This is a genomic window from Streptomyces jeddahensis, assembly GCF_001642995.1.
GTDB classification, from domain to species: Bacteria; Actinomycetota; Actinomycetes; order Streptomycetales; family Streptomycetaceae; genus Streptomyces; species Streptomyces jeddahensis.
In genome coordinates this window covers 56,466-64,003 of record NZ_LOHS01000037.1, presented here as the reverse complement: position 1 = coordinate 64,003, position 7,538 = coordinate 56,466, and the positions used below count along the sequence as shown (strand labels likewise).

The window sequence follows — 7,538 nt, the reverse complement described above, 5'->3', positions numbered from 1 at the left end:
CTGCTGCGTCATCACCTACCGACGCGTCCAGGCATTGTGTTAGCTCCTCTAAGTGGGACGTGGGGCGTCCAGTGGACCTGGGGCCACTCAGGGGAACCGCCAGCGGGTCTGGCTGAACCGTTCGCCCTTGCCGAATCCGAAAGCCGTACGCGGAGCCACCTCGAAGACCAGGGCGCGCCCCGCGTCATGGTGGAAGTACCCGTCCCGCACCTCGAAGTGCCAGACGCTGCCGTACTTGCTCTCCCACGCCTCCGCGAGCCGCCGCAGCCGGGTGTCGTCGCTCACGCGGACCGCCTCGCCCTCGACGACCAGGTCGTAGCCCGCGTTCCAGGTGTTGGTGCCCGTGGTCAGGACCACCTGCGGGTTCTGCTCCAGGTTCCTCGCCTTGCGCTCCTCGGGGCCGGTGCAGAAATGCAGCGCGCCGTCGAGCCACACCGCGAGCAGCGGGGTGACGTGCGGACGCTGGTCCGGACGTACGGTCGAAAGCCAGAAGAGCTCCGCCGTCGCGAGCATCGCCTCCGCATCGGACCAGTCGACCGCCGTGGCCTCGGCATCGCTGTAGCGTGCGTCGAGTTCGGCGCGGGGTTCCTTGTGGGATCCGTTGCGGGGTCCCGTTCGGGTTTCGTCGGGGGGTTCTTGCTGCGGCATGTTCCGGCCTGCTCCTCGATGGTGGCTGCCAAGTACAGACCGCGCATCGGGGCGGAACTCATCGGTGCTCGCCGAAGGCGCTCGGAGGCTACGACCGTTTCAGCTCGAACCACACCTTCTTGCCCGTGGCCGTCGGCTCCGCGTCCCACAGGTCGGTGACGGCCGCCAGCAGGACAAGCCCGTGCCCGTTCTCGCCCAGCAGGTCCCCGGTGACCCGGATGTACGGCACATCCGGGCTGCTGTCGTGTACTTCGATCCGTACGGCCTCGCCCCCGAGGCACCGGAAGGTGACGGTGCAGGTCGGGTCCGGCACATGTCTCAGCACATTCGACAGCAGCTCCGTCACGCACAGTTCGGCCGCGTCCGACAGCTCGGGCAGCTCCCAGTGGTGCAGATGCGCTCGTACGATGCGCCGGACGTGCCGCAAGCTGTGCTCGCCGACGGCCGGTAGGTGCAGGCGGTAGAAGTCGAGAGTCTCGATATCGCAGGTCAATGGGCTCAGCCTCCGGCCTGAGGGCAACGCTTGCTGGGGGAAGTGGTACGGCCTGATGCGGCGATGGCGCCGTTCGGGAACTGGCGGCTCACGGCTTCGGCTCCGGCTTGGGGACCGAGGCGTGACCCAGCAGACCGGGAAGACCAAAGCGGGGGCCCAGCCGGTCGCCGTCAGGACGCGTTCGAGACTCTGTACGTCGTGCGGTCCTCGCACGCTGCGCGGGCCTCTCGCCCGCGGCAGGTATCAGTCCGGCGTGCGGCTCCTGGGACGCGGCGAGATCACGGCGGTTGCTGCGGCGGGAGGCCTTCCGGCGCAGAGCGGCATGTCGTCCAACGAACTTCCTCTTCATGGGGGGTGATGCGCTTGACGGGAACATGTCCGGCATTCAGAAGAAACGTTCCGTCAGTCGCATGTTGGATTATCCGAAGCCCGTTGACCCTTCAACAAGAGTCACTTTTCGGCCATTGCCTGGATCACCGTTGCCTGGATCATCCGGCGGGCAGCTGGGGGGTGCCGACGCGCGCCGAGAATGCCCCGCAGCGCACAGGCGCTTCCGCGCGGCGCTCCGGTTAGGCTCAAGTCGGACGACCTTGATCGAACGGGAGACCGCGCGATGAACGTGCCGCAGGGGCGCAGGAGCAGTACTTTCACGCGGCTGCTGCGGCACGGCTTCACCGACCCGTCCGCCGCCGAGCGGCTGCTCGACAGTGCCGAACTGTCGCCCGTCCGCGCCGACCCCGTACTCCTGGACGCCCTGGGCGCGACCGCCGACCCCGATCAGGCGCTGCTCGGACTCGTACGGCTGCTCGAGGCGCAGCCCGATCGTACGGCCCGGCGGGAGCTGCTCGACACGCTCATAGCGTCGAAGCCGCTGCGCGACCGGCTGCTCGGGGTGCTCGGCGCCTCCGCGGCGCTCGGTGACCACCTGGCGCGGCATCCGCGGGACTGGCACGCGCTGGTCATGTACGAGCCGGAGGACCTGCACCCGGGCGTCGAGGAGTTCGAGCGGGGGCTCGCCGAGGCCGTCGATCCCGTGTCGCTGCGCGTCGCCTACCGGCGCTGCCTGCTGTCGATCGCCGCGCGCGACGTGTGCGGGACGACCGATGTCGCGCAGACGGCGGCCGAGCTCGCGGATCTGGCGACTGCGACGCTGCGCGCCGCGCTCACCATCGCGCAGGCCGCGGCGCCCGAGGACACGGCGCTGTGCCGGATCGCGGTCATCGCGATGGGCAAGTGCGGCGGCCACGAGCTCAACTACGTCTCCGACGTGGACGTGATCTTCGTGGGCGAGGCCGCGGAGGGTGCCGACGAAGGCAAGGCGCTGCAGGCCGCAACGCGGCTCGCCTCGCACCTGATGCGGATCTGCTCCGAGACGACGGTCGAGGGCACGATCTGGCCCGTCGACGCCAATCTGCGGCCGGAGGGGCGGAACGGGCCGCTCGTACGGACGCTGTCCTCGCACCTCGCGTACTACCAGCGCTGGGCCAAGACCTGGGAGTTCCAGGCGCTGCTCAAGGCGCGGCCGGTCGCCGGGGACCTGGAGCTCGGCGAGCAGTACGTCGCCACGCTCTCGCCGCTCGTCTGGCAGGCGGCCGAGCGCGAGAACTTCGTCGCCGACGTGCAGAAGATGCGGCGGCGGGTCGTCGCCAACATTCCGGCCGCCGAGATCGAGCGGGAGCTGAAGCTCGGTCCCGGCGGGCTGCGGGACGTCGAATTCGCCGTGCAGCTGCTGCAGTTGGTGCACGGGCGGTCCGACACCAGCTTGCGCAGCGGCACGACGCTGGACGCGCTGAAGGCCCTGGCCGTGGGAGGGTACGTGGGCCGGGTCGACGCCGCGCAGCTCGACGAGGCGTACCGTTTCCTCCGCTCCATGGAGCATCGCATCCAGCTCCACCGGCTGCGCCGCACCCACCTCGTGCCGGAGGACGAGGCCGACCTTCGGCGCATCGGGCGCTCGCTGGGGCTGAGGACCGAGCCGGTCACCGAGCTCAACCGGGCCTGGCGGCGGCACAGCTCCGCCGTACGGCGGCTCCACGAGAAGCTCTTCTACCGGCCGCTGCTCGACGCGGTCGCCCAACTCGCCCCTGGCGAGGCGCGGTTGAGCGCCGACGCCGCCCGGGAGCGGCTGGTCGCCCTCGGCTACGCCGACCCGGCCGCCGCCCTGCGCCACCTCGAGGCCCTGGCCTCCGGCGTGACGCGCAAGGCGGCCATCCAGCGCACGCTGCTGCCGGTGCTGCTCGGCTGGTTCGCGGACTCCGCCGACCCCGACGCGGGCCTGCTGGGGTTCCGCAAGGTGTCGGACGCGCTCGGCAAGACGCCCTGGTACCTGCGGCTGCTGCGCGACGAGGGCGCGGCAGCGCAGAACCTGGCGCGGGTGCTGTCCGCCGGGCGCCTCGCCCCCGACCTGCTGATGCGCGCCCCCGAGGCCGTCGCCCTGCTGGGCGACCCCAGCGGACTCGCACCGCGCGACCGGGGCCACCTGGAGCAGGAGATCCTCGCCGCCGTCGGCCGGGCCGACGACGGCGAGCAGGCGGTCACGGCGGCCCGCGGCGTACGGCGACGCGAGCTGTTCCGCACCGCTGCCGCCGACATCGTCGCCTCGTACGGCACGGAGGAGAGCCCCGCCGAGGCCGACACCGGAGCGCTGGTGGACCGGGTGGGGAACGCCGTCTCCGACCTCACGGCCGCGACGATCGCCGGTGCGCTGCGGGCGGTCGTACGGGACCGCTGGGGCGACACGCTGCCCACCCGTTTCGCCGTCATCGGCATGGGCCGCTTCGGCGGGCACGAACTGGGCTACGGATCGGACGCGGACGTGATCTTCGTGCACGAGCCGCGCGAGGGCGTCGACGAGCAGGAGGCGGCGGAGGCCGCGAACACCGTGGTCGCCGAGATGCGACGGCTCCTCCAGCTGCCCAGCTCCGACCCGCCGCTGCTGATCGACGCCGACCTACGGCCCGAGGGCAAGACCGGCCCGCTGGTGCGCACCCTCAAGTCGTACGAGGCGTACTACCGGCGCTGGTCGCTCGTGTGGGAGTCGCAGGCGCTGCTGCGCGCCGAACCGGTCGCAGGCGACGAGGACCTGGGCCGCCGCTTCGTCGAGCTGATCGACCCGCTGCGGTACCCCGCCGAGGGGCTCGGCGAGGACGCCGTACGCGAGATCCGCCGTCTGAAGGCCCGTATGGAGTCGGAACGGCTGCCGCGGGGCGCCGATCCGACCCTGCACACCAAGCTGGGCCGCGGCGGCCTGTCCGACGTCGAGTGGACCGTGCAGCTGCTGCAGCTCCGCCACGGCTGGGCGGAGCCCGGCCTGCGCACCACGCGCACCCGCGAGGCCCTGGCCGCGGCATGCGCGGCCGAGCTGATCTCCGGCGAGTACGCCGCGATCCTCGACGACGCCTGGGTCCTCGCGACGCGCGTCCGCAACGCCGTCATGCTCGTCCGCGGCCGCGCGGGCGACACGTTCCCGTCGGACGGCCGGGAACTGGCCGCGGTGGGGCGGTACCTCGGATACGGGCCCGGGCACGTGGGGGACATGCTCGACGACTACCGGCGTCGGACGCGGAGGGCTCGGGCTGTGGTGGAGGAGCTGCTCTACGGCGCGTAGCGCAGTTCCACGGTTCGCGGAACTGCGCGGGATTCTGGGGCGGGGTGCCCCCGTCGGGCCGGTTTTCTTCGTGCGGAACCGGCTGTACGGATGGCCGAGGTCGGTTCGGCACCGCCGGGATCCGTCGTTGTGGTTGCGCGCCGTTGCGGCGGGGATTGGGTTGGGCGGTGCCCCCTCGGACGTACGCGTCTACGAGTCGGTTGCGACGCTCAGGGCTGGTTCGCGGGCACGCCCGTCGGTGTGGGCAGTGTCTGGGAGCCGCCGGTCCGGTGGTGTATCAACCGCGGCAGCGTGTGCGGAAGCGCCCCGTACCACGCGCGGGCCACCCCGTAACCGAAGGCCAGGCAGGCCATGCCGCCCACCGCGTCCAGCCAGAAGTGGTTGGCCGTGGCAACGATGACGACCAGGGTGCCGGCCGGGTACAGCAGGCCCAGGACGCGCGCCCAGGGGACCGTGGCCAGGGCGAAGATCGTGATGCCGCACCAGACGGACCAGCCGATGTGCATGGACGGCATCGCGGCGTACTGGTTCGACATGTTCTTCAGGTCGCCGGACGCCATCGAGCCCCACGTCTGGTGGACCAGCACCGTGTCCACGAAGCGCCCGCCGTTCATCAGCCGGGGCGGCGCCAGAGGATACAGGTAGTAGCCGATCAGGGCGACTCCGGTCGTCACGAACAGGGCCGTGCGCGCCGCCGCATAGCGGCCGGGGTGGCTGCGGTAGAGCCACACCAGCACTCCGAGCGTCACCACGAAGTGCAGTGTCGCGTAGTAGTAGTTCATGCCGACGATCAGCCATTTCACGGAGTTCGCGGCGTGGTTGACGATCTGCTCCACGGCGATCCCGAGCCGGCGTTCCACGCTCCAGATCCAGTCGGCGTTGCGCAGCGCCTGCGCCTTCTGCTCCGGCACGGCGTTGCGGATCAGGGAGTACGTCCAGTAACTCACGGCGATCAGCAGGATCTCGAACCAGAGCCGGGGACGCCGAGGGGCTCGCACCCGGCGCAGAAGGCTCTGCTCCGAACGGCCGTCGGCCTCGCCCGCGACGGGTGATGGAGCGGCCGCACGGCGGCCTTCCAGAGTCGTCACGGTCGTCTCACCCATAGGGACAGAGTCTGCCAGAAACGACCCCCCGACCGATCATCCTCTGGTCGAGTTGCCTTCGCTTTCTCTACGCCGTATGGACGACCGGGTGCCCTAGGGGCTGCTGCGTCCGGTGCAGGCCGTCCTACGGGCGGTGGCGTTCCCCGGGCGCCGAGGCCGTCGAGCCCCGTACCACCAGCTCCGGCATGAAGACGAACTCGCTGTGCGGAGCGGGCGTACCGCCGATCTCCTCGAGCAGGGTGCGGACCGCCGCCTGGCCCATCGCGGGGACCGGCTTGCGGATGGTCGTCAGCGGCGGGTCGGTGAAGGCGATGAGCGGCGAGTCGTCGAAACCGACCACCGATATGTCGTCCGGCACCTCCAGGCCCTGCTGCCGCGCCGCCCGGATGGCGCCGAGCGCCATCATGTCGCTCGCGCACACGATCGCCGTGCAGTCCCGGGCTATGAGGGCGGAGGCCGCGGCCTGGCCGCCCTCCAGCGTGTACAGGGAGTGCTGGACGAGTCGCTCCTCGACGTCGTCGGGGGTGAGGCCCAGCAGGTCCTGCATGGTGCGGACGAACCCCTCGATCTTCCGCTGCACCGGCACGAACCGCTTCGGGCCCAGCGCGAGCCCGATCCGGGTGTGCCCGAGCGAGACGAGGTGGGTGACGGCGAGCTGCATCGCGGCCCGGTCGTCGGGCGAGATGAAGGGTGCCTGGACCTTCGGCGAGAACCCGTCGACGAGGACGAAGGGCACGCCCTGGGCGCGCAGTTGCTCATAGCGCTGCATGTCGGCGGTGGTGTCGGCGTGCAGCCCGGAGACGTAGATGATGCCGGAGACGCCCCGGTCCACCAGCATCTCGGTGAGTTCGTCCTCGGTGGAGCCGCCCGGCGTCTGGGTGGCCAGGACGGGCGTGTACCCCTGGCGGGTCAGGGCCTGGCCGATGACCTGGGCCAGCGCCGGGAAGATCGGGTTCTCCAGCTCGGGCGTGATCAGCCCGACGAGGCCGGCGCTGCGCTGCCGCAGCCGCACCGGCCGTTCGTAGCCGAGGACGTCGAGCGCGGCAAGGACGGACTGGCGGGTGGTCGAGGCGACTCCCGGCTTCCCGTTCAGAACACGGCTCACGGTCGCCTCGCTGACCCCCGCCTGGGCTGCGATGTCGGCGAGCCGTGCGGTCACGGGAGTGGACCCTACCGGGCGGATGTCGGGATGCCCACCAACCGGACGCCTGATCCGGGCACTTGGACCGCCCGCTCGGGGCTGCTGCGTCATCGTGCTCCCTCGTGTTCCTGGTGGGTGACCGGTGGGGGGTGGGGGCCGGCGGCTGTGCGCCATCCGGAGGGGTGTCCGGTGGATGGGGCGACCGGGTGCGGTGACCGGTGGCGACCTCTGCAAGGACCGGACGGGCCGATGATTGCCGTATCGGACGATCCTGGCAAGGGCTTGCAGAGTCTTGCACAGCACGGAGACGACTGTCGCGACCCCCCTGCCAGCTGGGCCGACCCGATCTCGCGCACACCACGCAGAAGTTACGAAGCGGTAACCGGTCCAGGCTTCTTGCACTTTTTTGCTGCAAGGTCTTTCGCAACGCTTGCAGCGCTGTTACGTTCTCCGTCGCCCGGCGGCCGCAACGGAGCAGTCGGCAAGTCGGCCAGGGGACGCGGGCGGGACCGCATCCCCCACCACACGGGCTTTCACCCTCAAGGA

The 7,538-nt window shown here is 71.0% G+C and carries 5 protein-coding genes; 1 reads left to right on the top strand and 4 read right to left on the bottom strand.

Translation table 11 applies throughout. From position 1 onward, the window contains the following. Window positions 1-87 precede the first annotated feature (87 nt). Both STSP_RS04860 and STSP_RS04855 read right to left on the bottom strand, forming a co-directional pair. On the bottom strand, window positions 88-648 hold the full coding sequence (locus tag STSP_RS04860) for a pyridoxamine 5'-phosphate oxidase family protein (RefSeq protein ID WP_067272500.1): 561 nt from the start codon (window positions 646-648) through the stop codon (window positions 88-90). An 88-nt stretch (window positions 649-736) separates the two neighbouring features. Beyond that, window positions 737-1,141, bottom strand: coding sequence for an ATP-binding protein (locus STSP_RS04855; RefSeq protein WP_067272498.1), 405 nt, complete (start codon window positions 1,139-1,141; stop codon window positions 737-739). A 613-nt stretch (window positions 1,142-1,754) separates the two neighbouring features. Between STSP_RS04855 and STSP_RS04850 the strand changes: the two genes are divergently transcribed. Beyond that, window positions 1,755-4,748 (top strand): bifunctional [glutamine synthetase] adenylyltransferase/[glutamine synthetase]-adenylyl-L-tyrosine phosphorylase, encoded by a 2,994-nt coding sequence (locus STSP_RS04850; protein ID WP_067272495.1) that lies wholly within the window; start codon window positions 1,755-1,757, stop codon window positions 4,746-4,748. A gap of 209 nt (window positions 4,749-4,957) precedes the next feature. Here STSP_RS04850 and STSP_RS04845 read toward each other — a convergent pair whose 3' ends face one another. Together STSP_RS04845 and STSP_RS04840 are read right to left on the bottom strand one after the other, a co-directional pair. Further along, complete coding sequence (locus tag STSP_RS04845; RefSeq protein WP_067272492.1) at window positions 4,958-5,851, bottom strand: phosphatase PAP2 family protein; 894 nt, start codon at window positions 5,849-5,851, stop codon at window positions 4,958-4,960. A 124-nt stretch (window positions 5,852-5,975) separates the two neighbouring features. Then, window positions 5,976-7,010: a LacI family DNA-binding transcriptional regulator gene (locus STSP_RS04840; RefSeq protein ID WP_067272488.1), complete on the bottom strand. Its 1,035-nt coding sequence runs from the start codon at window positions 7,008-7,010 to the stop codon at window positions 5,976-5,978. Window positions 7,011-7,538 lie beyond the last annotated feature (528 nt).

Excerpts from the sequence above, each read along its gene's own strand:
- STSP_RS04860 (WP_067272500.1), bottom strand. The coding sequence starts at position 648 with ATGCCGCAGCAAGAACCCCCCGACGAAACCCGAACGGGACCCCGCAAC.
- STSP_RS04850 (WP_067272495.1), top strand. The coding sequence starts at position 1,755 with ATGAACGTGCCGCAGGGGCGCAGGAGCAGTACTTTCACGCGGCTGCTG.
- STSP_RS04845 (WP_067272492.1), bottom strand. The coding sequence starts at position 5,851 with ATGGGTGAGACGACCGTGACGACTCTGGAAGGCCGCCGTGCGGCCGCT.